This window comes from Psychrobacter sp. MF31 (assembly GCF_012847335.1).
Taxonomy (GTDB): domain Bacteria; phylum Pseudomonadota; class Gammaproteobacteria; order Pseudomonadales; family Moraxellaceae; genus Psychrobacter.
Window position 1 is genome coordinate 143,442 of sequence record NZ_JABBDX010000005.1, and the last position, 23,198, is coordinate 166,639.

At 43.7% G+C, this 23,198-nt stretch carries 21 protein-coding genes and 1 tRNA gene; 10 read left to right on the forward strand and 12 right to left on the reverse strand.

Going from position 1 to position 23,198, the window contains the following annotated elements:
- Nucleotides 1–13: 13 nt before the first annotated feature.
- Together HF322_RS08265 and HF322_RS08270 are read left to right on the forward strand one after the other, a co-directional pair.
- Nucleotides 14–667 (forward strand): YcxB family protein, encoded by a 654-nt coding sequence (locus tag HF322_RS08265; RefSeq protein WP_169392932.1) that lies wholly within the window; start codon nucleotides 14–16, stop codon nucleotides 665–667.
- Nucleotides 668–821: 154 nt separating this feature from the next.
- On the forward strand, nucleotides 822–1,307 hold the full coding sequence (locus HF322_RS08270; RefSeq protein ID WP_169392933.1) for a Dps family protein: 486 nt from the start codon (nucleotides 822–824) through the stop codon (nucleotides 1,305–1,307).
- A gap of 101 nt (nucleotides 1,308–1,408) precedes the next feature.
- Here HF322_RS08270 and HF322_RS08275 read toward each other — a convergent pair whose 3' ends face one another.
- The 3 genes from HF322_RS08275 to HF322_RS08285 form a co-directional block, all read right to left on the reverse strand.
- On the reverse strand, nucleotides 1,409–2,089 hold the full coding sequence (locus HF322_RS08275) for a DUF2057 family protein (RefSeq protein ID WP_169392934.1): 681 nt from the start codon (nucleotides 2,087–2,089) through the stop codon (nucleotides 1,409–1,411).
- Between the two features lie 24 nt (nucleotides 2,090–2,113).
- Nucleotides 2,114–2,917: a DnaA regulatory inactivator Hda gene (gene hda / locus HF322_RS08280; RefSeq protein WP_169392935.1), complete on the reverse strand. Its 804-nt coding sequence runs from the start codon at nucleotides 2,915–2,917 to the stop codon at nucleotides 2,114–2,116.
- Nucleotides 2,918–3,067: 150 nt separating this feature from the next.
- Nucleotides 3,068–4,174 carry an AI-2E family transporter gene (locus tag HF322_RS08285; protein WP_169392936.1) on the reverse strand — a complete coding sequence of 369 codons (1,107 nt, stop codon included), beginning with the start codon at nucleotides 4,172–4,174 and terminating at the stop codon, nucleotides 3,068–3,070.
- A gap of 322 nt (nucleotides 4,175–4,496) precedes the next feature.
- Here HF322_RS08285 and purM point away from each other — a divergent pair, with 322 nt between their 5' ends.
- Together purM and purN are read left to right on the forward strand one after the other, a co-directional pair.
- A complete protein-coding gene (gene purM, locus HF322_RS08290; RefSeq protein ID WP_169392937.1) occupies nucleotides 4,497–5,546 on the forward strand; it encodes a phosphoribosylformylglycinamidine cyclo-ligase in 1,050 nt (349 codons plus the stop codon).
- Complete coding sequence (gene purN / locus HF322_RS08295; RefSeq protein WP_169392938.1) at nucleotides 5,546–6,223, forward strand: phosphoribosylglycinamide formyltransferase; 678 nt, start codon at nucleotides 5,546–5,548, stop codon at nucleotides 6,221–6,223. The genes purM and purN overlap by 1 nt, the downstream gene beginning before the upstream one ends.
- An 80-nt stretch (nucleotides 6,224–6,303) precedes the next feature.
- Here the strand turns inward: purN and HF322_RS08300 are convergent, their stop codons facing one another.
- A complete protein-coding gene (locus HF322_RS08300) occupies nucleotides 6,304–7,296 on the reverse strand; it encodes a LysR family transcriptional regulator (RefSeq protein ID WP_169392939.1) in 993 nt (330 codons plus the stop codon).
- A gap of 985 nt (nucleotides 7,297–8,281) precedes the next feature.
- Between HF322_RS08300 and HF322_RS08305 the strand changes: the two genes are divergently transcribed.
- Nucleotides 8,282–9,868: an isocitrate lyase gene (locus HF322_RS08305; RefSeq protein WP_169392940.1), complete on the forward strand. Its 1,587-nt coding sequence runs from the start codon at nucleotides 8,282–8,284 to the stop codon at nucleotides 9,866–9,868.
- Between the two features lie 183 nt (nucleotides 9,869–10,051).
- Nucleotides 10,052–11,563: a CYTH domain-containing protein gene (locus HF322_RS08310; RefSeq protein ID WP_169392941.1), complete on the forward strand. Its 1,512-nt coding sequence runs from the start codon at nucleotides 10,052–10,054 to the stop codon at nucleotides 11,561–11,563.
- Nucleotides 11,564–11,584: 21 nt separating this feature from the next.
- On the opposite strand, the gene HF322_RS08315 is transcribed toward HF322_RS08310, so the two are convergent.
- From HF322_RS08315 to HF322_RS08325, 3 genes are all read right to left on the reverse strand, one after another.
- Complete coding sequence (locus HF322_RS08315; RefSeq protein ID WP_169392942.1) at nucleotides 11,585–12,205, reverse strand: nitroreductase family protein; 621 nt, start codon at nucleotides 12,203–12,205, stop codon at nucleotides 11,585–11,587.
- Nucleotides 12,206–12,352: 147 nt separating this feature from the next.
- Nucleotides 12,353–12,871: a L,D-transpeptidase gene (locus HF322_RS08320; protein WP_219848200.1), complete on the reverse strand. Its 519-nt coding sequence runs from the start codon at nucleotides 12,869–12,871 to the stop codon at nucleotides 12,353–12,355.
- A gap of 86 nt (nucleotides 12,872–12,957) precedes the next feature.
- Complete coding sequence (locus tag HF322_RS08325; RefSeq protein ID WP_169392943.1) at nucleotides 12,958–14,196, reverse strand: argininosuccinate synthase; 1,239 nt, start codon at nucleotides 14,194–14,196, stop codon at nucleotides 12,958–12,960.
- Between the two features lie 376 nt (nucleotides 14,197–14,572).
- Here HF322_RS08325 and pyrC point away from each other — a divergent pair, with 376 nt between their 5' ends.
- The 4 genes from pyrC (at nucleotide 14,573) to HF322_RS08345 (ending at nucleotide 16,977) form a co-directional block, all read left to right on the forward strand.
- Nucleotides 14,573–15,640 carry a dihydroorotase gene (gene pyrC / locus HF322_RS08330; RefSeq protein WP_169392944.1) on the forward strand — a complete coding sequence of 356 codons (1,068 nt, stop codon included), beginning with the start codon at nucleotides 14,573–14,575 and terminating at the stop codon, nucleotides 15,638–15,640.
- 115 nt (nucleotides 15,641–15,755) lie between these two features.
- Nucleotides 15,756–16,499 carry a ribonuclease T gene (rnt, locus tag HF322_RS08335; RefSeq protein ID WP_169392945.1) on the forward strand — a complete coding sequence of 248 codons (744 nt, stop codon included), beginning with the start codon at nucleotides 15,756–15,758 and terminating at the stop codon, nucleotides 16,497–16,499.
- Nucleotides 16,500–16,653: 154 nt separating this feature from the next.
- The gene (locus HF322_RS08340) at nucleotides 16,654–16,842 is read left to right on the forward strand and encodes a hypothetical protein (protein WP_169392946.1); all 189 of its coding nucleotides are present in this window, start codon (nucleotides 16,654–16,656) and stop codon (nucleotides 16,840–16,842) included.
- A 59-nt stretch (nucleotides 16,843–16,901) separates the two neighbouring features.
- Nucleotides 16,902–16,977: transfer RNA gene (locus HF322_RS08345), tRNA-Glu, on the forward strand.
- Nucleotides 16,978–17,123: 146 nt separating this feature from the next.
- On the opposite strand, the gene HF322_RS08350 is transcribed toward HF322_RS08345, so the two are convergent.
- The 5 genes from HF322_RS08350 to HF322_RS08370 all read right to left on the reverse strand — a co-directional run bounded on the left by HF322_RS08350 (nucleotide 17,124) and on the right by HF322_RS08370 (nucleotide 23,058).
- A complete protein-coding gene (locus HF322_RS08350; RefSeq protein WP_169392947.1) occupies nucleotides 17,124–17,744 on the reverse strand; it encodes a BLUF domain-containing protein in 621 nt (206 codons plus the stop codon).
- A gap of 289 nt (nucleotides 17,745–18,033) precedes the next feature.
- Complete coding sequence (gene ispD / locus HF322_RS08355; protein ID WP_169392948.1) at nucleotides 18,034–18,759, reverse strand: 2-C-methyl-D-erythritol 4-phosphate cytidylyltransferase; 726 nt, start codon at nucleotides 18,757–18,759, stop codon at nucleotides 18,034–18,036.
- 71 nt (nucleotides 18,760–18,830) lie between these two features.
- The gene (locus HF322_RS08360) at nucleotides 18,831–19,148 is read right to left on the reverse strand and encodes a septum formation initiator family protein (protein WP_169392949.1); all 318 of its coding nucleotides are present in this window, start codon (nucleotides 19,146–19,148) and stop codon (nucleotides 18,831–18,833) included.
- Nucleotides 19,149–19,262: 114 nt separating this feature from the next.
- Nucleotides 19,263–20,579 (reverse strand): phosphopyruvate hydratase, encoded by a 1,317-nt coding sequence (eno, locus tag HF322_RS08365; RefSeq protein WP_169392950.1) that lies wholly within the window; start codon nucleotides 20,577–20,579, stop codon nucleotides 19,263–19,265.
- A 160-nt stretch (nucleotides 20,580–20,739) separates the two neighbouring features.
- Nucleotides 20,740–23,058 (reverse strand): cation-translocating P-type ATPase, encoded by a 2,319-nt coding sequence (locus HF322_RS08370; protein ID WP_169392951.1) that lies wholly within the window; start codon nucleotides 23,056–23,058, stop codon nucleotides 20,740–20,742.
- Nucleotides 23,059–23,198: the final 140 nt, after the last annotated feature.

Sequence of the window (23,198 nt, forward strand, 5' to 3'; positions counted from 1 at the left end):
CCGAGACCCGTTTATGGCACTCTATCCCTACACCTTGCAGCCGGTATCCTTAAATTTGACCGAAGCTGAATTTCACCAAGCGCAATATGAGCTATTTACCAGCGCTCAGCCGTCATTTGGGCTTAAAGGTATCAAAACCAAAGAATGGGTGATTATCGCGATCGTTATCGTTCTTGCCATTGTTGGACTTTTGATGGTTTCAGGATATTCGACCATTATTTTTTGGCTGATGCTCGTCGCTGTCGTTGTTTATTTAGGGATTCGCACCATTGGCTTTAAATGGTATGTCACCAAAGAGTTTGACAAACAAGTTGCCGCTCAAGAAATGCCGGATGAGATGCGCGGTCTCAAACTTGGCGTTCAAAAACATGGCTTGGTGCTTGCTATTCCGGTCAACCAAAATGACCTGATCCAAAGCCCGCAAATGCGCGGCATGCAAATGCGAGCAGGCGCGACCCAACAAGCCGTTATCCCTTGGAGCGCGGTGACCAGCTGGGATGAAACGCCCGATTATTTATTTGTCATGTTTGAGCTCAAAGGTCAAAAAGGCAGCCAAATTATCCCGAAACGACTTGAAGCTCAAAACTTTCCGATTGCCAGCGTCCGTGACCACCTAAAAGAAGTCGTTCCGATGCAAGGTCTTAATTTAGAAGCCGTTAAAGAATAGCTATTAATTTATTTTATAAAACTAATATTATAATTTAATTTGTTAAACTTAACAAAGCCGTTTAATTTGCTAAAATAATTATAAGTTCTGATCTCAAAGGTTTTTTAAATCTTTGAAATAGCCCCCTAAATAACCTCAAAAAAAGGACAATAATATGAGCCAATCAGCAAATACCAACCAAATCGGTCTTGAATGTACCGAAGTCGGTCAGATTATTAGCAAATTAAACGATTTACTATCAAGTTACCATATTTTTTACATCAACGTTCGCGGCTATCATTGGAATGTCAAAGGCGCGCATTTTTTTACCTTGCATCCAAAATTTGAAGAGCTTTACACCGCGCTGCAACTGCAAATCGACGAGATTGCCGAGCGAATTTTAACTTTAGGTGGCACGCCCTATCATGCTTATAGCGACTTTGCTCAGCACAGCAAGATTACTGAGGACAAAAATGTCCACGATGGCAGCACTTGCGTAAAAGGCGTGGTCAATGGGCTCAAAGAGCTGATTGAAGAGCAGCGCCAAGTATCAAGCATTGCTGCAACCGCTGAAGACCAAGGTTCAGCCGATCTTGTTGATGCTTACGTTCAAGAACAAGAAAAACTCGTTTGGATGTACAACGCGTTTTTAGGTAAATAAGTTTAATCGTTAAAAATGATCTGTAAAAACTTAAGCCATAAAAAAAGCATCTAGTGAACTAGGTGCTTTTTTATTGAGCGATCCATTTTTTAAAGGTGGCGTTATTGCGCAATCCACTGACGGATTTTTTCGCGCTCGCTTGGCGTGGCTTTAAGCCAAAGCTGCATAAAGCTATCGAGCGTATCCGTCGTCGCAGATTGAGTAGCAGGCTGAACGATAACAGGTCGCGCAGGCATAGTTTGCACTGACTGCGAATCAAGCGCGGCGATCACTTCTTGGTTTTGCAATTGCGCATCACCGCTACCCCCAAACACACCGCCCAAAGCTTTATTTAATCCTGAAAAAATGCCGCTATTGTTGTTACTGGTGCTTTTTTGGCTGGCAATAATGTTGCCATTTTGCGACACCGCAAGCGTTGGGCGCTTGGCATAGTCTTTTGCTGTCTCGTAATCGTTTGGTTGATTGGGCATGATCAAGCGATAGGTTTGATTGTCCATCATGTCCGCTGCCACACTGATATTTGCCGATCGCAAATAATCGTGCTCATCGCGGCGCAAATTAAATAGACGGTCATATTTTGCAGTAATCACATGCTTGCCAGGCTGCAAAGTAAACTTTTTAGTATTTTCTTGAAATAGTCCTTGCTTTAACTCTTGACCATTAATGGCGGTGACTTTGATGTTGTCATCGACCAAAAGCGTCACTGCCGCTTGGGCGCTATTTGCTGCCGTAAAGCACAGCGCTACAGTCGTTAAAGCAAGGGGTAAAGCAGTCGATTTCATAAAAAAATCCTTTGGCTTGGGCGATTAAAAATCAAGCGGCATGGTGTGGTTGGAGATCTCATTTTGGTTCAGATCGTCTTGAGATTCTTGGGCGATATCGGCAAGCTCAGCGGCAAGCGTTTGCTCATCAATAATGCGCATGGCGTCACTGATGACCGCCTTTGAAATACTGCTTCGGCTTAAATTGGAAAACATCGGCTGAATATAATTGAGCACATCCATCATCGCGCCGATGCGGTGTGGTCCTTCATTTAATAAATGCTCAAGGATGCGATCATCAAACTGCCAGCCACGCCGGCGCAAAATTGATTGCAGCAGCGCTTTTCTATCGCTCAGCTCCTGACCGTTTGGGACTTTAAAGCTTGGGGCTTGCGCTAAGCGCGTGAGCAAATCGGTTAATTGAAACGGCAGCGTCATGGCTTTGGTATTGGCAGCAAATAGCAGTTGGCGCTGACCTTCACGGCTGCGATTGATCAGATGAAACAGCCCTTCTTGCCACTCTACGCTTTGCTCGATGACTTCTAAATCATCAATGGCAATGACATCAAAGGTTTCAAGCGAGGATAAGACGTTGACATCGGTATGAATCAGCTCATTGAGAGACAAACAAATTGCTGACTTGTCCATTTCAATAAAGGATTCACAAATGGCAGAAAGCAGATGGGATTTTCCTGTTGCCGGACTGCCAAACAAGTACAGCTGGCGAATCAGCCCCACATGAAGCTGACGCACCGCATCAATAATTGCCATCCAACCGGGACCTGAAAAGTCGCTAAGACTGGCATCATGCTTGATGTCAAGATTGAGACTTAGCTGTGCTTCTGCCATGAATCATCAACTCAGTTTGACCGCACTGCTTTATGATTTGCCATCAACCAGCAGCACTAAAGTGTAAATCTTAAGATCAGTCACCACTGATCGTGCGCCTATATATACCATATTTGCAAAATGACTGACAAGGCTTTTAAAAATATCGGCTTAGCGCTTGGCAAATAAATCAAGTTGTTTGCGACCTTTATATAAGTCCGTTGTCAAATAATACGCATATAAATGTCTAAACAAGACATTGATCACCGCTGACACAGGAAGCGCGATAAGCATCCCCACAAATCCTAACAGACTTGCCCCTGCCAAAACTGCAAAAATGACCCAAAGCGGCGACAAGCCAATTTTATCCCCTAAAAGAAGCGGTTGTAGCACATAACCTTCTGCGGCTTGACCAATCAAAAACGCGCCAACAATTAAGGACAAATGCACCCAGTCCATCCCAAATTGAAATAATCCTGCGATAATAGCGGCAATAAAACCAAGACCAAAACCTAAATACGGCACAAAGCTTGCGATCCCCGCCCCCATACCAATAATTAAGCCAAGCTCAAGACCAATCAGCTGCAACTGCACCGCATAAATGATCCCAAGCAGTACCATAACCAAAAGCTGACCTTTAATAAACGCCATCAGCGCATCGTCACATTCTTCAGCAACGCTAATCACTTTTCGGCTATAGGGCGCAGGGATTGCCATCTTCCAAGAGTGAATGCGAGCATCCCAATTAAATAAAAAGTAAAAGGTCAAAATTGGCACTAAAACGATCAGCCCTGCACTATTAATAAAGCTCATGCTCGAAGCAATCACTTGACTCATAAAGGTGCTGGCATCAGAGATTTTATAATGCGACTGCATGTATTCTAAAAAGCTTTCAGAGACGCCTTTTGGCTCCAAAGGTGGCAAGCGAATCCGACCATTTTCAAAAACCCAAACTCGAACGGTTTCGTTATACCACGTCAGCATTTTGGGCAAATATTCCCAAGCCGACTGCATTTGATGCCAAAGCGTTGGTACAAGCCACCATAAAAACAGCGCCATTCCCAAGGTGATGGTCGCATAAACCACCAAAATAGCAATCCAGCGCTTGACGTAACGCGACAGCTTTCGCACCAAAGGGTTGAACAAATAAGCCAGCACAAAAGCAAAGAAAAACGGCACGATGACAGGCGTCATTAAATGCAAAAGCAATAATGAGAGGACGATAACGGTCACAAAAAACAGTCGCCTAAAAAAAGGGTCAATGGGTTGGTGCAACATAAACGGTCATCCTGCCAAAAATTGCGATTTTTATTATTGGGCTTTTATTACTGTATTGATTGATAAATAAATGATTTATAAATGCTTGATTGCTAACTTGCATCGTATCATCGCCTGATTATCGCAGACTTCAAAAAAAATGCGGTGAATTTTTGTGAATTTGATCAAAATTCAAATAAAAAAGTTTACTTTTTAGCTAATTTTTTAGCTTTATTGAGATTCCCTAAGCTTACTTTGCCGATCGCCGCAGTTTTTGGGTATAATGCGCGCATCTTTATTCATTTCCCCCGTTAACTAAACTTCTTTAATCTGCGAGACAATCATGAGTGACAAGCCTTCTTTAAGCTACAAAGATGCTGGCGTTGATATTGATGCCGGTGATGCCTTAGTTCAGCGAATCAAATCGGTCGCCAAAGCCACCTCAAGACCTGAAGTAGTAGGCGGTCTTGGCGGTTTTGGTGCGCTTTGCCGAATCCCAACAGGCTACAAATCGCCGCTATTGGTTTCAGGAACGGACGGCGTTGGCACGAAGCTTAAGCTTGCCTTGCAACTGGATCGCCATGAGACCATCGGCATTGATTTGGTCGCCATGTGCGTGAATGACTTGCTCGTTTGCGGCGCGGAACCATTATTTTTCTTAGATTATTATGCCACAGGCAAATTGGACGTTGATACCGCTGCAACTGTGGTGGCAGGCATTGGCGAGGGCTGCAAACAAGCGGGCTGCGCGCTCATCGGCGGCGAGACTGCTGAAATGCCCGGAATGTATCAAGATGACGATTATGATCTAGCTGGCTTTTGTGTGGGCGTGGTTGAAGAAGAAGAGGTCATCACCGGCGATCAGGTGGCTAAAGGCGATGTCTTAATTGGTTTGGCATCAAGCGGCACCCATTCAAACGGTTACTCCTTGGTTCGAAAAGTCATCGAAGTTAGCGGTATTGATGTCAACAATAGTGACAAAACACTTGATGGTCAGCCGCTTTCCGAGGCGCTTATGGCACCTACGCGAATTTATGTTAACGCCATTAAAGCGCTTCAAGATGCGCTTGGCAATGACAACATTCATGCCATGTCACACATCACCGGCGGCGGCTTGACGGACAATTTACCGCGCGTATTACCCGATGAGCTAGCGGCGCAAATTGATACCCAAAGCTGGCAGTTCTCTGAGCTGTTCACTTGGTTGCAATCTGAAGGCAATATCGCGCAAAGTGAAATGTACCGCACCTTTAACTGCGGTGTTGGCTTTGTGATTGTCGTTCCAAAAGACAAAGCTGAGCTTGCGATTAAAACGCTCAATGACGCTGGCGAAACTGCTTGGCAATTGGGCGAGATGGTCAGTCGTCAAGACAATGCGGTGGAATACCGCTAATGGTCGCTGTAAGCAAAGCTGAGTCAAAGCCACTTCGCGTTGCCGTTTTGGTTTCAGGAAATGGTAGCAACTTACAAGTGCTCATTGATGCTATGCAAGCAGGCGCGTTGCCCATTGAGATTGTCGGCGTGATTAGCAACAACCAAGACGCCTTTGCCATTACCCGCGCCAAAAATGCGGGAATAGACGTTGCCGTGTTATCACACGTTGCAAGTGGCAAGCGAATGGCGCTTAAAACTTTTGAAAAACATGCGTTTGAGCAATTGACAACTTGGCAGCCAGATTTGATTGTGCTTGCTGGATTTATGCGCGTGCTGAGCGCTGATTTCATTGAGCAAAGCCCTGCGCCCATGATTAATTTGCATCCGGCGCTGTTGCCTGCTTATAAAGGGCTAGATACCCATCAGCGCGCCGTTAATGCTGGTGACCGCGTTCATGGTTGTAGCATTCATTTGGTGACCGCTGAGCTTGATTCCGGTCAAGTGCTAACCCAAGCGCTGCTTAATATCAGCCCAAAAGATTGCGGTGAAAGCTTACAATCACGCGTTCAACAGCTTGAGCATAAGCTTTTGCCATGGACGATTTTATTATTAGCAAAAGGCGTATTACCGCTTAATAATGACGATTATACGGCAAGTCCTTATTTACCGAGTCTACCTTTAAAGCTTGTGATTTAAAGTTTATATCGCTAAACCAATAACCGCCCATTGTTATAAAACGATGGGCGGTTATTGGTTTGCAGTATTATTGTTAATAATTAAAACAGATGATTAACCACCGGAATCTCTTCTTCTTTATAGTTTTCTTCTTCAGCAACCACTTGCCTTGCCACATGCATAATCAGCTGCCGCAGCCAACGATGTGCCGGATGATGCTGCAATAGCGGCGACCACGCCATTGTTAACTCAAACTCTGGAATAAAAAACGGCGGCTCTTTCATCACAATGCTGTCATTATTCGCCTGCATTCGAGCAACTCGCGTTGGCAACGTCGCAATTAAATCTTTATTTGCCGCAAGCATTGCTGGCATTTGATAATGACGGGTAAATACGCTGATTTGCCGCTTTTGACCCAAACGCTGTAGCGCCTGATCGATTGAACCAAGACCGCCTGATTTTTCAGGATTGACCCCAAATCCCACGCCCATTCCCGTTTTTGATACCCAAACGTGCTGACCTTTGAGATAGTTTTTTAAATTAAACCGATTGACATAAGGGCTTTCAGCGGACAACAAACAGCTAAACGTATCTCGCCAAACCAACACTTGATGAAAGCTTTGCGGGATTTCGTTAAAGCGATTGATCGCCAAATCAACGCGACCTTGCTCCATATCGCGATAAGAAACATCCGATGGCGTTAAAAAGTCCAAAATCACATTGGGCGCTTCTGATCTGAGCGCCTTGACCAGCTTTGGCACAAGCGTTGCTTCTGCATAATCGGAGGTCATAATCCGAAATACGCGCGAGGTGCTATAAGGTCGAAACTCCGTTCTTGGCTCCAACACTTGAGTCAAATCTGCTAAAATCTCACGAATTCGCGGCTGAAGCTCCAAAGCGCGCTCCGTTGGGGTCATGCCCTCTGAGGATCGCACCAATAATGGGTCATTGAATAGTTTGCGCAATCGGCGTAAAATATTGCTCATCGCAGGCTGAGTGATGCCAAGCTGCTCAGCGGCGCGCGTGACGTTTTTTTCTCGAAGCAGTACATCTAAATGCACCAATAAATTTAAATCAACCCGCTGCAAATTCATACGTCGTTCTCTTTGCCTAAAAATAATTGCTACTGACTGCTTTGAGCTTATGCTCGTGGTTGCTTTTGGTTGTTAATTTTGATCCAAAAGCTCGATTTAATATAAATACTAACTTTACCTTTTCAATATCCTACTGATTTTGTTATATTATCACTCTAAAAAATACTAACGATAAAAATCATATCATAGCTAAATATTATAATTATTATTATAGTGAGTCATCAAGAGGCAATAGAAAACTTACTAAAAAATTATTTATTAAATTTACAGCTTTACTTTAAAGGTTAGGATAAAATTTTGATCAACCTTATTGTAGCAGTTTTTACTTTCACTGGGATGATATTGTCCATAAATTAGTTAACAAAGGTTTTGATAATTTGCCATCAAAGATAAAAATCAGGAAACTGCGGCATTTTTTATAAGATTAGTGGCAAAAATCGCTTGAAATTTTAGCCGGATTTGTTTAGGGTATGACATTACCTACCCGTTTACCACTCGGCAACCGATTGCCAACTACTGCGCTTATATCAAAAGATTTTAGTCACAAATCATTATGCCGCAGAACTTCAAAACTATTTTCATTATCTTTTTGCGATAATTGGTTGTCATGGCTTAAAATAATGGGTAAACTCAAAACGATTTTATTAGCCTTGTTTTTTGAGACAAATTACCTATAAATAAGGCTTAACAGTATCTCTTCTAACTTAAAGCAAAGCCTAATCATAGGTGAGTTTAAGATAGAGTAATCTTGATGGCAGCATCAAGGTGCGGCATGACTTTGCCGTCTAGCAGTAGGAATTCCCTCAACTGGGGGGAGGAAGTCAAGGATTGAACTTCAATACTTTCTTTAGTTAGTCAAATCAGCATCAATTGAGTTTCGATCATTCCAACTTGTTGTGGCAGTCAATTTTCTTGCCATGATCAGCGTGTCAATACTTAATTTTTTGTGTGTTAACTTTTATTACCTCACCAAGGAGAAGTCTAGATGTCAACTTATACATCTGCAATCGATCACATTCGTGAACTAAAAAAGAAATACGGCAACTGGGAAAACATTAGCGAAACTGATGCGGCTCGTATGATCGTTCAAAACCGTTTTAAAACTGGTTTAGACGTTGCAAAATATACTGCAAAAATTATGCGTGATGACATGGCAGCTTATGATGCTGATCATTCAAAATACACCCAATCTTTGGGCGCTTGGCATGGTTTTGTCGCTCAGCAAACCATGTATGCTAACAAAAAATATTTTGGCACTACTGAAAGAAAATACATCTATCTTTCAGGATGGATGGTCGCTGCCCTTCGCTCTGAATTTGGTCCTCTTCCTGACCAATCAATGCACGAAAAAACAGCGGTTTCTGACCTTATCGAAGAAATCTACACCTTCTTACGTCAAGCTGACGCTAAAGTGTTGAACGATTACTTCCGTGAGCTTAAAGCGGCTCAAGACGCAGGTCAAGATACCAAAGCCATCCAAGACAAAATCGACAACTTTGAGTCGCACGTTGTGCCAATCATCGCTGATATCGATGCTGGATTTGGTAACGAAGAAGCCACTTACCTATTTGCTAAAAAACTTATCGAAGCGGGTGCTTGTGCACTTCAAATCGAAAACCAAGTTTCTGACGCTAAGCAATGTGGTCACCAAGCGGGTAAAGTTACCGTTCCTCATGAAGACTACATCTCAAAGCTTAACGCTATCCGTTATGCATTCTTAGAGCTTGGTGTTGACGACGGTGTTATCGTTGCTCGTACAGACTCTGAAGGCGCGTCATTGACTCAAAAAATCCCAGTATCTAATGAGCCTGGCGACCTTGCTTCTAAATACATCGATTTCATCGAAATGGAAGAAGTGACCCTTGATACTGCTAACGAAAATGACAGCCTACTTAAGCACAATGGCAAGTTGGTTCGTCCTAAGCGTTTGCCAAACGGCTTGTATCAGTTCCGTGAAGACACCAACATCGACCGCGTTGTTCTTGACTGTGTGACCGCGCTTGAAAACGGTGCTGACCTTCTTTGGATCGAAACCCCAACTCCTGATGTTGAACACATCAAAATGATGGTTGATCGCATCAAAGAACAACAACCACAAGCCAAACTGGTTTATAACAACAGCCCATCGTTCAACTGGACGCTTAACTTCCGTAAGCAAGTGATCGCTAAGTGGGAAAAAGAAGGCAAAGACGTATCATCATACGATAAGAGCAACTTGATGAGTGCGGATTACGACGGTACTGAACTTGATAAAGAAGCGGATGAGCTAGCTCGCAACTTCCAACGCGACGCTGCTCGTGAAGCTGGTGTATTCCATCACCTTATCACCTTGCCAACGTACCACACTACTGCGCTTGAAATGCACAACTTGGCAAAAGGCTACTTCGGCGACGAAGGTATGCTGGCTTATGTTGCAGGCGTTCAACGTAAAGAAATCCGTGAAGGCGTTTCAGCAGTTAAGCACCAAGCGATGGCTGGTTCTGACCTTGGCGATGATCACAAAGAAATCTTCTCTGGTGAAAACGCGCTTAAAGCCGGTGGTACTAAAAACACCATGAACCAGTTCGGTTAATCATCAACTGATTCTAAGTTGAATACTTAACTTTCAAGAATCGCCTTATTTGATATAAGGCGGTTTTTTTATGCGTTGTTATTTAAACGATTAAACCAAAATCCATAATAAAAATCTTGTGAAAGTCAGCGCTCTACCCTACGATAGCTTTAATTATCATCAAGGTTATTATAAGGGACAATCATGCAAGAAATTGAGCTGAAGTTTTTGGTCAACGAGACACAGCTAAAAGGGCTGCTGCGGCAAGTTAACGTTAAATCCGCTGAGCAAACTCAAATGACAGCGTATTACTTTGATACTAAAAAGCGCGATTTAGCTGAGCAAAATATTGGTCTTCGTATCCGTCGTGAGGGCGACCATTGGGTTCAAACCATGAAAGCGGGCGGCGATGGCTTAGCCGCAAGGCTTGAACATAACCAAGTGCTTGATGCTAAAGAGGTTCAAAACATGATTGACAGCCAATCTTTGACTCCGGACTTAAGCATTTATAAAAACACGCCAATGGCAGAAGCTTTAGCCAACTTTTCCTTAAAAAAACTTACCAAGCAGTTAACGCTGCAATATGTCACGGACATTAACCGAACTACCAGACTGATCACCAATCCGCAAAGCCAAATCGAAGTGGCTTATGATGTTGGCGTTATTAAAAGCGGTTTGGATGATGACTTACAATCGAGCGTCCATGAGATTGAGTTTGAGCTGTTATCAGGCAATACGGATTTTTTATTTCAAACGGCAAAGCAGTGGTGCAAGCGCTACAAACTTTGCTTATCAACGATTACCAAAGCCGAGCGCGGTGGGCTGTTGATTAACCATCAACGGTTCAGCGATCCTATTCTTAGCAGCGATATTGCCATTCAGTTGCCAAGTGACAGCTCACCATTTACCTTTTTCCAAAAGGCTATTCAGCATTCGCTATTACAAATTTTGCCAAATATGAGCGCGATGGCGGAAAAAAGCGCTAATTATCGGCATTATGAGGCGCTTAACGATGGTCTTGAGCGCTTAGCCTCAGTATTAACTATTGCTCCAACGTTATCCGTTGCTATTGATCCCCATTGGCAGGCGGATATTGCTGACTATCTAAAACGCTTTCGGCAAAAAACCTTGGAATTAAAACGACTTTGTAATGAACCAAACTTTTATCATAATAAGCCATTCAATGAAACCAACGAAGACGACATTCAACCACTTATTAATAAAACCGTTCAGCTTATTTTTCAGCCATCGCTTCAATTAACATTATTAGAGTTGATCGCATTTGTGATGCAAGATGAAGTTCTAAATAAAAAGAATAAACTGGCTTCTGCAAAGCTTTATAAACTTTTTGCAAAACAGTATTCGCAAATTATCAAATATCTTAAAGATCATGATATTAAGGCGCTACTAACTACAAACTCTCAAGACGACGATGATGATATTTTACAAAGTTTATTATTAAATCTTAATCAACTGAGTCATTTAAACGATATTGCCAAGCCATTATTCATCAAAGATGCCAAAGCTCAAGACGAGGCATCGCGTATTGATAAAGCGCAAAAAGCGCTGTCCAATTACCTTGAACAGCGCCAGAATCAAGAATATTATTTAAAACAATCGCAAAGCCAGCCTGATTATTTATTTCATAGTGGCTGGTTTGCAGCGCTTGCAGCTCACGATGGAAAGCGAGCTTGGCAGGCTCTGAAAGCGCTATAAGCATTTATTTGAAATAAGCTGTTAATCCGTTAAGCCAATCACTTTCATTCGCTCGTTCACCGGCTGATAGGTTTTTTCACCGGCAGGCGCTTTGATATTGCCAAAGGGCATTTGAGCAATCAATTCCCAAGATTCAGGGATATCAAACGCTTCTGCAACATCACCATCGATCAGCGGATTGTAATGCTGTAAATTGGCACCGATATTTAACGCGCGCAGCTCAACCCACATTGCATATTGGTGCATGGCTGAGGTTTGCTGCGCCCAAACGGGGAATTTGTCCGCATAAAGGGCAAATTTTCCTTGAAGCGATTTGACCACCTTTTCATCTTCAAAAAACAATACCGTGCCAAAAGCGCTACGAAAACCATCAAGCTTTTGCTTAGTACTTGAAAAATCGCCATCGCCAACCGCTTCTTTAAGCTTAGCTTCGGTAATGTCCCAAAGTTTTTGATGGGCATCATTAAAAAGCACCACCAGCCGCGAGGACTGCGAGTTAAATGATGATGGCGTGTGTAACAATACGCGCTCTGCCATGTTGACAATAGCTTCTGAGCTCACGGGCAGATCATTTCCCAAGGCGTAAATAGATCGGCGCTCGTTAAATGCTTCTTGAACGGTGCTTAACGTTTCTTGAGTCATCGTTGTTGTCCTTATGTTCATAGTAATTTTAAGATAAAAAATACTTTATCCAAAAAAATTATATCATTTAACTTAATTAGTATATTTCTTCATTAAATTTTTATTACAAATAAAATAGGGCTTTAAGAAAAATTTGCAATAAAAAGACTACTCTATAATTAATACTGGCGTGCCTTCATCAACGCAATCAAAAAGCGTAATGATATCGTCATTTCCCATTCGAACGCAGCCGTGAGATAACGGCGCGTCCATAGGTTCATCATCCGGCGTTCCATGAATATAAATATATCGTGAAAAAGTATCACAGCAGCCAAATTCATTGTTACCTTGATTGATGCCCATCTCACAACCTGCCAGCCACAAAATTCGCGTTAAAATCCAATCGCGGTTGGGAAAGGCTTGTCCAAGCGCGGTATTATAAATCTCCCCTGTCGGAACGCGACCGACAAACACGCTACTAATCGGCATATCTTGACCGATCTTGACGGCGATAATATGACGACCAAGCGGCGTGCAATTGCTACCCTCAAGGCTACCAATGCCATTTTTGGCGGTAGAAACGATATAGTCTTTTATCAGTTTGTCGCCCTCATAAACGCTTAAAATTTGGCGGCTGATACTGACCACAAGATGAACATTCGCTTCATTATTTATTTTATTTTCCAAAATTTTTCACCTTTTATCATTATCAATTCTCATAAAAAAACAGAGCTCAAAGAACTCTGTTTTTCATTTAACTTAACCTTGCGATATTATTTTGACAAATCGCGACCACGGCTGGCTTCAATCGCAAGGCGCAACCCATTTAGGCGGATAAAGCCTTCTGCGTCTTTTTGGTCGTAAGCGCCGGCATCATCTTCAAAGGTGGCAATTTTTTCATCAAACAGTGAGTCGTCAGATTTGCGACCAACGACGCTGACTGCACCTTTATAAAGCTTCACGCGAACCGTTCCGTTGACATATTCTTGTGATTTGTCAATCAAGGCTTGCAGCATTTCGCGTTCAGGGCTAAACCAGTAGCCGTTATAAATGATTTTGGCGTAGCGCGGCATCAGCTCATCTTTTAGATGCGCCGCTTCTCGGTCTAATGTAAGCGACTCAATACCGCGGTGGGCTTTGAGCATGATTGTTCCGGCAGGCGTTTCATAGCAGCCGCGTGATTTCATACCAACGTAGCGGTTTTCAACGATGTCCAAGCGACCAACGCCATGTTTGCCGCCAAGCTCGTTTAATTTAATCATCACTTCAAATGGCTTCATTGCCTCGCCATTGATGGCAACGATATCGCCTTTTTTATATTCAAGCTCGATATATTCAGGCGTATCAGGCGCGTTTTCTGGGCTGACCGACCAGCGCCACATATCGTCTTCGGCTTCAGCAAACGGGTCTTCTAACACGCCGCCTTCATAAGAAATGTGCAAAAGGTTGGCGTCCATAGAATACGGCGATTTTTTGCTGTTTTTAGCGTAATCAATGGCAATGTCGTGCTCTTCGGCGTATTTCATCAAGCTTTCGCGGCTCGATAAGTCCCACTCGCGCCAAGGAGCAATGGTTTTGACGTCAGGGGCGAGCGCAATCGCGCCAAGCTCAAAGCGGACTTGGTCATTGCCTTTTCCGGTGGCGCCGTGGCTGATGGCATCGGCGTTGTGCTCTTTGGCAATTTCAACCAAGCGCTTAGCAATCAGCGGTCTTGCAATGGACGTTCCAAGCAAATACTCGCCTTCATAAATGGCGTTGGCGCGAAACATCGGAAAAACGTAATCACGAGCAAACTCTTCGCGTAAGTCTTCGATATAGATGTTTTTGATTCCCATGGCTTCAGCTTTAGCGCGCGCTGGCTCCACTTCCTCGCCTTGACCGATATCCGCGGTAAAGGTAATCACTTCGGCATCATAAGTTTCTTGTAGCCATTTAGCGATGATGGAGGTGTCAAGACCGCCGGAATACGCCAAAACAATTTTATTAATTTTACTGGGGTCAAGCTTCGCCATGAATCGCTCCTGATTAAGATGTATGCAAATAGTAGGAATAAGAGAATAAAAAATGATCGATGAAAAATTACATTGTAAAAAATAAAGTCATCATGTCAGTTTACCTTATATTTCAAGTTGGCAAAAGGGATTAACGCCCGCGGCGGTTAATTTGCGCCAAATTTGATAAAATCGGCGCAACCCAATATCAACTTAGCACCGTAAAAAATAAACTTATTGTCATAAAATTCTCAAGCCAAGCTTTAATAGTCGCTAAGATCAAAATCTGCTATCATAATCCGGCGACAATTGCCGTTACATTTAACCTCATTTCTGGCTGATTTTCGCCAATTTTTACCACTGATTTGACCACTGACTTTACCACTGAGCGCTAATTATGAGCACCATCACCGAGCTTACCCTCATCCAGCCAGATGATTGGCACATTCACCTTCGCGACAATGCTGCCCTGACCACCACCGTTGCCCACGCTGCCACAAGCTTTAACCGCGTGATTTGTATGCCCAATTTGGTGCCGCCGGTAAAAAATGCGACGGATGCTGCCGCCTATCGCGAGCGCATTTTGCAAACTCTTGCAGCAAGCGATATTGATGATTCCCGAAAAGCGGCGTTTGATCCGCGAATGACGCTTTATATGACCGACCATACGACGGCAAACGACATTGAAGTTGCTGCCAAATCGGGCATCGTTCAAGCCGTTAAACTTTATCCGGCAGGTGCTACGACCAATTCTGCTGACGGCGTCACTGACATCAACGGTCGCGCTGATGTTTTTGCTGCCATGCAAAAGTACAACATGCCGCTCTTGGTTCACGGCGAAGTCACTCACCATCATGTCGATATTTTTGACCGCGAAAAGCAGTTTTTAGAAGAAGTGCTTACCAAAATGATTCGCGATTTTCCAGAATTGCGAATTGTTCTTGAGCACATCACCACCAAAGATGCCGCCGACTTTGTATTAGCTCAAGACAGCCACGTTGGCGCGACCATCACGCCGCAGCATTTAATGCTAAACCGCAATCACATGCTGCTTGGTGGTATCAAGCCGCATTTGTACTGCTTACCGATTTTAAAACGCCAATCGCACCAAGAAGCATTATTAAAAGTAGCCACCAGCGGTAGCCCAAAGTTTTTTGCCGGAACGGATTCTGCGCCGCACCCAACGCATAAAAAAGAAGCGGCTTGTGGCTGCGCAGGCTGCTATAGCTCAGCGACAGCGTTGCCACTTTATGCCACCGCTTTTGATAGCGCAGGAAAAATTGATAAGCTTGAAGGCTTTACCAGCCGCTTTGGCGCGGAATTTTACGGCTTACCCGTCAATACGGACACCGTAACGATCGTCAAACAGCCCATGCAAGTGCCAACCAGCTTCCCATACTTTGACGGCGGAACGCTAACGCCATTGATGGCAGGCGAAACACTGCCGTGGTCGATCAAAGCTTAAGACATTGACCGCAGGATTTTGGCGGCGGCTTGTTAAATGCCATCGTTAAAATTCTGCGTCATCAGTATTGATCCCCATTTTTATTAGCACTCATTAACAAAGCGATTTTAAGTCAATGATAAATAATGATGCCCTATCAGAGGTCACTAGCAGCGCGCCATCAAAAGACGAAGCTCAAAGCATCAAAAACCAAGCTCCGCCTTTAACCTTAAAATCGCGGTTTCGGCAGTTTTTGCCCGTGGTTGTCGATGTGGAAACCGCAGGATTTAATGCCAAAACCGATGCGCTGCTTGAGATTGCTTGTATTCCTATATTGATGGACGATTCAGGTGTGTTTTATTTGGGCGCGCCACAAAATGCGCACATTGAGCCGTTTATTGGTGCTAACCTTGAGCCAAGCGCCCTTGCTTTTACTGGAATTGACCCAAACAATCCCATGCGAAAAGCCATTGCTGAAGATGAAAAATCGGCGCTCAAACGAATTTTTAAAGCGCTTAAAGACATTAGAAAAGATCAAGATTGCCGCCAGTGTGTTCTTGTAGGTCATAATGCTCATTTTGATTTGGCATTTTTAAATGCAGCCATTGCCCGAACCAACAGCAAAAATCAAAATCCATTTCATCAGTTCTCCGTCTTAGATACCGTCACCTTATCTGCCCTTGCCTTTGGGCAAACCGTTCTTGCCCGAGCTTGCCGCGCCGCTGGAATCGACTTTGATGGTAATGACGCCCATTCGGCACTTTATGACACCCAAAAAACTGCCGAGCTGTTTTGTCATATTTTAAATCACTACCCTATGCTTCAAAATGCGTTAAATGAGCCAACTGTAGCAAGTAGCGAAACTGACGATCAGTCGTAATCATTAACTAATTCCTCAATATGAGCCACAAATCTAAACAATAAATCAGAATCCTTAATTTATACTAATAATTAAGCACTCAACATTGATTGTTTAATGGATGAAAGATTGCTCACATTGCGCAAAATCTGCGCCTATTATGAGGAATTGAACTATGGAACCAAATCATATTTTATGGGGAACCATATTTGGCTATATGGCGCTTGCTTTAACGATCAGCTGCATCACCTCGCTTTGGATTCGTCACCACTTAAAAAGCAATGATTTGCATCCAAAACGGGCAATTAAGAAAAAATATCTGGTTGCCAAAAGAAATCGCCAAAAAAGTATTGACAAGAGATAACGCCCTATTTATAATACGCACCACTTCAGCAATAATGGTGAAAGCAGCTGAAGCGACTAGTCCCCATCGTCTAGAGGCCTAGGACATCGCCCTTTCACGGCGGTAACCGGGGTTCGAATCCCCGTGGGGACGCCATATTTAAGCTCAATTGAGCGACTAAAGCCTTTAAAACTGTAAGCATGATAATATTGCTTATTGTTTTAAAGGCTTTTTTTATGGTTTAAAATTTTAATATTAAAAAAGCTAGCATTATAACCAGCTTTTTAATACTTAATTAATAATTAAAATCCTAATTTGTCAGCCAATACCACCCAAAGGAGCGCAATAATAATCAGCGCCGCAAGAACCGTTTGAATTAAAAAGAACGCTTGGTGCTCACCAACAACTTTACTCAACGTCAACCCAAGAGCGCTGTATTTGATAGGCTGAGCATCTATCTTATCCTCGCCTTGCTTTTGCTGATAGTAACCTTGCAGCGCTAATAAAAACTGCTCGGTTTCTGCCTCATCCCAAGAATAAGGCTTAAACGGCAATAAGCTTTTTACTTTTGGATCTTTTAATAACCAGCGCTCAAGGATAATTGAGCGCAGCGACCAGCCCTTAAACTTACGCTCAGCAATTGCTGAAAAGTCTAAGGTTTTTAAGTCTTTATGGCGATCATCCATTAGCAACTGATTTTTTAAATTGGTCAGTGCCTGCTCGGAGCCTTCAACACACTGAAAAAAATAGCCATTGCCATAGCAAAGAATGCCAGTAATATCATTGGCTTGATTGTTTTTAATAGACGTCTCTGCAATGTCATTTAACGTACTGGCGCCTGACAGTCCGGTCGAGGTGATCCGGCTGACATAAACCAGATGATAAAGGTCTGACTCCGCAAATAGGGTTGAATCAGCGACCATTGACAATTTACCTCTCCTAATCGATCACCATATTAGTGATATAAATAGTAATACAGTGAAAAACTTCTGTAATAAAACATTGATTTTATAACGATTATATTAATTGTATTAACTTGGTTACATCATAGGACAGTTTAGTCAACATAGCAACTTTTCATTTGTATCTGTGAGGACTTCTTGTAATCTAAACTAGATTAAACTAATATATTCACTAAAGTTAATATATAGCAATCAATTTATTTACAATTCCTATAAAAAAACTTAATAGATTAAAAAATTTTTCTAAAAACTAGCCTAACAAGGCTTCAATGATGGCTTTGTCTTCAGGAAAAGTCAGTTTAATATTTTGTCTGCTGCCTGCCACCAACCGAATTGGGAGGCTTAATGCTTCAAAAGCACTCGCCTCATCAGTGATCGCGATATCGTTTTGAGCAATATGGTCTAATGCTTTTAAAAGTGCACCAACACGAAAGACTTGCGGCGTTTGCGCGTGCCACATCTGGCTTCTATCGATAGTTTTAGCAATATAGCCGTTAGGGGCAGCTTGCTTGAGCGTATCGGCAACCGGAGCAGCTAAAATCGCGCCAAATGGCTCATCAAGGGCGCTGTGAATCACATTGTTGATGTCTGAAACTGGAACCGCTGGTCGCGCCGCATCATGAATTATGACCAAATCTTCATCACGAGCGCCACTTTCAATCAGCGCAATAAGCCCTGCCTTGACCGATTGCCAGCGCTCAGCACCACCAATGGCAAAGCTTACGGGTAAATCAAAATTTAGTTGGCGCGTGGTTTGATCCGTTGCGCTAATCACGAGCAAACAGCGCTCAATATAGTCGCTTTTAGCCAAACAGCGGACACTGTGCTCTAAAATAGTTTTGCCAAAAATTGGGGTGAATTGTTTTGGTAACTTTGTATTAAACCGGCTCCCCGATCCTGCCGCAACAATCATAGGATAAATTTGAATGGATAGATTACTGGCAGTTAACGCTTTGTCTAAGCGCTGTTGGGTCATGAGCGGGCTCTTAAAAAGGTAGGGGATAAGATAAAAAATGAATTCAAATGTGGATCAAGAAATATTGTCAACTATTGCTCAGGATTAGCTTGATAGGCGATAGGAGCGGTTGAGATTTGGACAAAAGTCTCATTGGGTTTAATCAGTCCTAAATCAAGGCGAGCGTGTTCTTCTACCGCCTCTAAACCGTTTTTTAAGTCGTAAACGTCGGTTTTTAGCAGCTCATTAGCAAGCAGTTGGCTGTCGTTTTGCTGTTGCTGCTTTTCAATTTCTGCATTTAATTGTTTGCGCTCAAAATGACCGTTTTCACCAAACCAATATTGGTATTGCAGCCCAAGCAGCACAATAATAGCAAACGCAGATAATAAAAACTGACTAAAATATTTCATAACCAATGAAGTCAACTAAAATAAGAGTAGATAACGGCAATAAACAAACAGTTTTAAAAAACGCTTAGCAAGACCACTGCCCTGCTAAGCTCAAAGCAATTAAAAACAAGTAAATTAGCCGCGAAGCCCAATAAACTCATCTGCCCCGCGGTAGCTTGCGCGGATTTGCTGCTCGATACGCAATAGCTGATTGTATTTGGCAACGCGATCTGATCGGCAAAGTGATCCAGTTTTGATTTGACCGGCGGCAGTTCCAACGGCTAAGTCGGCAATGGTGCTGTCTTCTGTCTCACCCGAGCGGTGCGAGATAATGGTGGCATAGCCATTTTTCTTCGCCAAATAAATCGCGTCTAAAGTTTCTGATAGCGTACCAATTTGGTTAAATTTGATCAAAATGGCGTTGGCAATGTGCTTGTCAATGCCTTCTTGCAAAATAGCAGGATTGGTCACAAATAAGTCATCGCCGACCAGTTGCACTTTATCACCGATTTGCTGAGTTAGGTACGCCCAGCCATCCCAGTCAGACTCATCCAAGCCATCTTCGATAGAAATGATGGGATATTGACGGGTAAGCCCAACCAAATAATCAGAGAATCCTTGACTATCAAAGGCTTTGTTGCCTTCGCCTGCAAGAACATATTGACCGTTTTTATAAAATTCACTTGCCGCGCAATCGAGCGCCAGATAAATGTCTTTTCCGGCTTGGTAGCCTACTTGTTCAATGGCTTTCATGATAACGGTGATGGCTTCTTCATTGCTACGAAGGTTCGGGGCAAAACCGCCTTCATCACCAACTGCAGTATTTAAGCCTTGCGATTTTAATACTGATTTTAAGCTATGAAAGATTTCAGTTCCGGCGCGAAGGGCGTCTGAAAAGCTGCTAAAGCCAACCGGCTCAATCATAAACTCTTGGATATCAACGGTATTGTCCGCGTGCTCGCCACCATTTAAAATGTTCATCATCGGCACAGGCATGGTCAAGGACGTTTGACCGCGAAGGTTGGCAATGTATTGGTGCAAAGGCAGATTTTGCGATTGCGCCGCGGCTTTGGCAGCAGCAAGCGACACCGCAAGCATGGCATTGGCGCCCAAGTTGTCTTTGTTTTGGGTGCCATCAAGCTCAATCATGGTGTCATCAATGCGCTGCTGTTCACTGACATCGGTATTCATCAAGGCGCTTCGGATTTGGCTGTTGACATTAGCAACGGCTTTTTTAACGCCTTTTCCCAAATAGCGGCTGCTGTCATTATCACGAAGCTCAAGTGCTTCTCGCGATCCGGTTGAGGCGCCACTTGGCGCGGCTGCGCGACCAATCGTGCCATCTTCTAAAATGACGTCCGCTTCAATGGTCGGGTTACCGCGTGAGTCTAAAATCTCGCGCGCGCGAATGTCTTTGATCTCTGAGCCGTTTTTGGTTTCTTCAGCGTACATGGTTTGAAATTATCCTTTGGTCATGCCAAGTGGTATGAAATAAAATAGAAAAATTTAAGCCAAAATTTATAGGAAGCATAGCAGGAAAAAAAGATGAGCCGCGCTTTTGGCAAAAGCAATTCGGCGCATTCTAATGGCTGCCATCATAGCATAAATTTTGTTAATCAGCGCGCTTTGGCAAAACATTATCTGCCTCAATAGGCGTTTGAAATCGCGTGAGACGTAGCGCATTGAGCAGCACGGAAATGGAGCTAAGCGCCATCGCAGCGGCGGCAATCATAGGGTTTAAAAATCCAAATGCGGCTAACGGAATCCCCAAACAATTATAAATAAAGGCAAAAAATAGATTTTGCTTGATGTTTTTTAACGTTGCATTAGCAATCTTTTGGGCGGCATTAATATGAAGTAACGACTCGCCCATCAATCGTGCTGATGCGCTATGCTGAGCCACATCGGTGCCTTCAACCATGGCAAAGCTGGCATCGGCAGTTGCCATGGCAGGGGCATCATTCACACCATCGCCTGCCATGGCAACTTTATGACCTTGACTTTGCAGCTCGCTAATTTTGTCAGCTTTATCGCGCGGACTTAATTGACCAAAGGCGCGATCCATTGCTAATTGTTCCGCCACATAATCGACGACCGATTGGTTGTCACCACTCATTAATATCACTTGGATCCCAGCATCTTTAAGCGCGGTAATTGCCGCTAAGCTGTCCGGTTTTAAATCATCGGCTAAAGCAAACGCGCCTAATGGCACATCATTAATACTGACCGCGACGGTACTGGCGATTTGCCAAGCTTTGGGCATCAGCTTTGGCAAGGTTAAATTGGCAAATTTTGCTGTTCCAACACGAACGATACCTAAGTTTTCAATGACCGCTTCAATTCCCGCGCCTTTCACGACATTAATTTGACTGGCAGGAAGTAACGGCAGTTTTTGCGCTTTTGCAGCATTTACAATAGCGGTTGCCAGCGGATGGCTGGCATGAGCTTCAACGCTTGCGGCTAATTGCAGCACCTCATCGCGGTTAATGCTCTTATCTGCCATCACCGCATCAACGATGGTTGGTCGACCAACCGTAAGCGTTCCCGTTTTATCCAAAACAACGGTATCAATATTTCCAGCAGCTTCAAGGCTTTGGGCATCTTTAAACCAAATCCCATGGCGCGCGGCAACGCCCATTCCTGCCATGATCGCGGCAGGGGTGGCAAGACCAAGGGCGCAAGGACAAGCAATCACCAAAACGGACACCGCATGCATCAGCGCCGTTTCTAAAACGCCCGACCACCACCACGTGATCCCAAAAGTAATCAGCGCAATCGTAATCACAACAGGAACAAAAACCGCGGTGACTTTATCAGCAAGCCGCGCCAAATTGGCTTTGGAGCCTTGAGCATCACTCAGCGCTTGCACCATATCACCAAGCTTGGTGTCACGACCTTTGGCTTGAACTTGATAAACCAAACTGCCATTTTCAACCAAAGCTCCTGCCAGTAAATCATCGCCGACTTGTTTTTTTAAAGGTACCGACTCGCCGGTTAAATGACTTTCAACGCAATAGCCTTCGCCCTTAATCACGTTACCATCGGTTGCAATTCGGCTGCCTTGTTTGGCGCGCAAAATATCCCCAAGTTGCACCTCTTTGAGCGCTACTTCATGAAAATCGCCGTTGGGCTGCAATTGCTCAACATTATCGGGCGTAAGCGATAATAATAAATCGATGCTGTTTAAACTTTGCTTTTTGGTGCGCTCCTCAAGGTATTTTCCGGTGCGAACAAAAGCGATGACCATCACGCCAGCTTCAAAATAAACGCCGGCGCTGTCATGACCCTGCCCCATGCCTTGCATCAAAGCCGCCGAACTGCCGTCGCCATGAGCCAGCCAAATATACGTCGAATACGCCCAAATGGTCAGTGTGCCAATGACCACAAGCACATCCATATTGGCAAGACCACCTTTGATCGACGCCCAAGCGCTTTTGTAAAAGGGTAGCGCTAAGCCAAACTGAACAATAGTCGCAAGCAAAAACTGAACCCAAAGCGGCGGCATCCACGACATGCCAGCCCCAACCATCATCCCAAGCATTCCTGCCAGAAACGGCAGCAAACACAGCCAAAGCGCAATCAATCGCCAAGGCAATCCTAATTTTTCGTCTTTTGCTTCAAACAGCTCAGCTTCTTCTTGTAAATTGGCAACAAATCCCGTTTTATTGACCCATTCTAAAATCTGCTTAGTGCTAACAGCTTCAGGATTGTAATCCACATTGGCGGTTTCGCCGGCAAAGTTGACGCTTGCCGCGTAAATTTCCGGCTTCTTATTAAGCACCTTTTCAATCCTTGAGGCGCAAGCTTGACAAGTCATGCCTTCAATCGCTAACTGCAAATGGGCGCTATCGGGCGAAGGCTTTGAGCGCTTGGTAACGTTTGAGGTCACATCAAGATCGGCATCAAGGACAGAATCGGAAAAATCACTCATGAAAACTACTCTTTATTTACATTGACAACAGGCAAACTCAACACGCATGATTATAAAGATGGTTATGCTTGCCAAAATTGCAATGCCTAAAACACTTAAAAACTAGTCACGCTTATAATATCAGCCTTTGACAGCGGTCA

Bases quoted from the DNA above. Each gene is read 5' to 3' on its own strand.
- purN (WP_169392938.1), top strand. From the start codon at position 5,546: ATGGTCGCTGTAAGCAAAGCTGAGTCAAAGCCACTTCGCGTTGCCGTT.
- HF322_RS08285 (WP_169392936.1), bottom strand. From the start codon at position 4,174: ATGTTGCACCAACCCATTGACCCTTTTTTTAGGCGACTGTTTTTTGTG.
- HF322_RS08265 (WP_169392932.1), top strand. From the start codon at position 14: ATGGCACTCTATCCCTACACCTTGCAGCCGGTATCCTTAAATTTGACC.
- HF322_RS08325 (WP_169392943.1), bottom strand. From the start codon at position 14,196: ATGGCGAAGCTTGACCCCAGTAAAATTAATAAAATTGTTTTGGCGTAT.
- HF322_RS08305 (WP_169392940.1), top strand. From the start codon at position 8,282: ATGTCAACTTATACATCTGCAATCGATCACATTCGTGAACTAAAAAAG.
- HF322_RS08300 (WP_169392939.1), bottom strand. From the start codon at position 7,296: ATGAATTTGCAGCGGGTTGATTTAAATTTATTGGTGCATTTAGATGTA.
- HF322_RS08275 (WP_169392934.1), bottom strand. From the start codon at position 2,089: ATGAAATCGACTGCTTTACCCCTTGCTTTAACGACTGTAGCGCTGTGC.
- pyrC (WP_169392944.1), top strand. From the start codon at position 14,573: ATGAGCACCATCACCGAGCTTACCCTCATCCAGCCAGATGATTGGCAC.
- eno (WP_169392950.1), bottom strand. From the start codon at position 20,579: ATGTACGCTGAAGAAACCAAAAACGGCTCAGAGATCAAAGACATTCGC.
- HF322_RS08270 (WP_169392933.1), top strand. From the start codon at position 822: ATGAGCCAATCAGCAAATACCAACCAAATCGGTCTTGAATGTACCGAA.
- purM (WP_169392937.1), top strand. From the start codon at position 4,497: ATGAGTGACAAGCCTTCTTTAAGCTACAAAGATGCTGGCGTTGATATT.
- hda (WP_169392935.1), bottom strand. From the start codon at position 2,917: ATGGCAGAAGCACAGCTAAGTCTCAATCTTGACATCAAGCATGATGCC.
- HF322_RS08370 (WP_169392951.1), bottom strand. From the start codon at position 23,058: ATGAGTGATTTTTCCGATTCTGTCCTTGATGCCGATCTTGATGTGACC.
- HF322_RS08340 (WP_169392946.1), top strand. From the start codon at position 16,654: ATGGAACCAAATCATATTTTATGGGGAACCATATTTGGCTATATGGCG.
- HF322_RS08310 (WP_169392941.1), top strand. From the start codon at position 10,052: ATGCAAGAAATTGAGCTGAAGTTTTTGGTCAACGAGACACAGCTAAAA.
- rnt (WP_169392945.1), top strand. From the start codon at position 15,756: ATGATAAATAATGATGCCCTATCAGAGGTCACTAGCAGCGCGCCATCA.
- HF322_RS08315 (WP_169392942.1), bottom strand. From the start codon at position 12,205: ATGACTCAAGAAACGTTAAGCACCGTTCAAGAAGCATTTAACGAGCGC.
- HF322_RS08350 (WP_169392947.1), bottom strand. From the start codon at position 17,744: ATGGTCGCTGATTCAACCCTATTTGCGGAGTCAGACCTTTATCATCTG.
- ispD (WP_169392948.1), bottom strand. From the start codon at position 18,759: ATGACCCAACAGCGCTTAGACAAAGCGTTAACTGCCAGTAATCTATCC.
- HF322_RS08360 (WP_169392949.1), bottom strand. From the start codon at position 19,148: ATGAAATATTTTAGTCAGTTTTTATTATCTGCGTTTGCTATTATTGTG.